1 protein-coding gene is annotated in these 1,942 nt (G+C 48.8%); it reads right to left on the bottom strand.

The features are described 5' to 3' along the window. Positions 1-1,942: tandem-95 repeat protein (locus tag AB4249_RS20995; protein ID WP_372104638.1), on the bottom strand; the 1,942-nt coding region annotated here is incomplete at both ends.

Raw genomic sequence — 1,942 nt, 5'->3', positions numbered from 1 at the left:
TCCGCGGTCGCTCCTGTGGCCAACGCTTGAGAATCGCTGCCGTCCGCCACAAAGCTATAGCTGCCATCGGCACGAATGGTCAATGTGCCGTAATCATTGCTGATCAACGTATCGCCACTCTCTGCCACTGCGGTCGCGGTGCCCGTGGTACCGTTCAAAATACCCGTGACGTTCAATGAGTCACCATCGACATCGGAGTCATTGGCCAAAACGCCTTGTTCTGCACTGACCGTTAAGGTCGCGTCTTCATTCACCGCGCCCACATCGGCGGTTAACTGAGGCGCATCGTTGGTGCCTGTCACGGTAATGGTTAAGGTATTGGTTTGGTTGACCGTGCCGTCGCTCGCGGTGTAGGTGAACACCACTTCCGCGGTCGCTTCTGTTGCCAACGCTTGAGAATCACTGCCGTCCGCCACAAAGCTGTAACTACCGTCAGCACGAATGGTCAATGTGCCGTAATCATTGCTGATCACCGTGTCGCCACTCTCTGCCACGGCGGTCGCGGTGCCCGTGATGCCGTTCAAAATGCCCGTGACGTTCAATGAGTCGCCATCGACATCGGAGTCATTGGATAGTAAACCGTTACCAGCACCAACGGTTAAAGTTGCGTCTTCACCAACCTCGCCGGTATCGACATTGAGTTCGGGCGCGTCGTTTACAGGTGTGATATTTAATGTCACTGTCGCTTCGTCTTCGCCACCATTTCCATCAGTGACTGTATATTGGAATGTGGCCTCACCGTTGTAGTCTTGATCTGGTGTGAATGTGATCGTTTCGTTTACATAGTCAACCGATAATGTGCCATTGACCTCAGACGTTATTGAACCAACAACAATTGAAAGAACATCACCATCGATATCAGTATCATTCGCTAACAACTCTGCGAATGGGATCGTAATAGGCTCATCTTCACGCGTAACGAGCTCAGGTTGGTTGATCCCCGTTACAATAACGTTGTCAATCAAAGCCCCAAGACTATCTGAAGCACCATCTCCTGCAAATGCTAACTCCGTACTATCAGCTTGCACCTCCAGCTCGGCGGTAACACGGTACCAACCATTAGCATCTGGTAGGCTTATTTGAATATCAAGTCCATTAGCACCGGAAAGGGTCCCATCCGCATGTACCGTGACCGAGGTGTCACCGATTTTAAAGACCATATCAGAAGACGAGTTACCATCTTGGCGAGGGTTATAGTCAAATTCAACCCGAATACTATCTTGACCTGAAGTGTCTATAATCGTTGAAATTTCAGTGTTTTTGTGAGCGTCGAGTTCAGCAAGATAGTCACCATGAGTTGCATCAGCAATTAGACCATCACGCTGAACCTCTAGCCCGTTGGTCGCATTCCAGTCGCCAAGATCATCACCAGTCACAACTGTCCATCTGCCAGTGTTTATCATTTGTTCAAATGACTCGGAGAAAAGTAACGTCTCGCTACTTTCGTTGTAACTATCATCAGTTGCTTTTGGTCCATCATTTGTGCCAGTGACCGTAATAGTTAAGGTCGCAGTATCCATCCCCCCCTTACCATCACTTATCGTATAAGTGAACGTTTCAGACACCTGCTCACCAGCTTTTAAGCTATCCGCATTATCAGCAACGTAGTTGTAACTACCGTCTTCGTTAACAATCAGAGTACCAAAGCTACCGGTTAATCCAGATCCTACAGTTCCAGCTGTGCTATTTGATGCATTTTCAGCACCTGTCCGAATACCAATGACTTCGAGGTTATCGCCATCAATATCGCTATCATTTTTCAGTAACCCTATTGATGCATCTACTGCTAAAGTCGCATCCTCGTTAATAGACCCACTGTCATTGCGAGCGATTGGCCTGTCGTTAGTACCGGTGACAGTAATAGTCGCGGTCGATGTGATCGGCTCGCCACTTTCATCGCTCATGGTGTACGTCACCACGACTTGCTCTGTTACACCTACTG

This window comes from Vibrio sp. 10N.261.55.F4, from assembly GCF_041470465.1.
Lineage (GTDB): Bacteria > Pseudomonadota > Gammaproteobacteria > Enterobacterales > Vibrionaceae > Vibrio > Vibrio crassostreae_C.
Note: the sequence above shows the minus strand (reverse complement) of the source record. Positions and strands in the feature narration are given on the sequence as shown.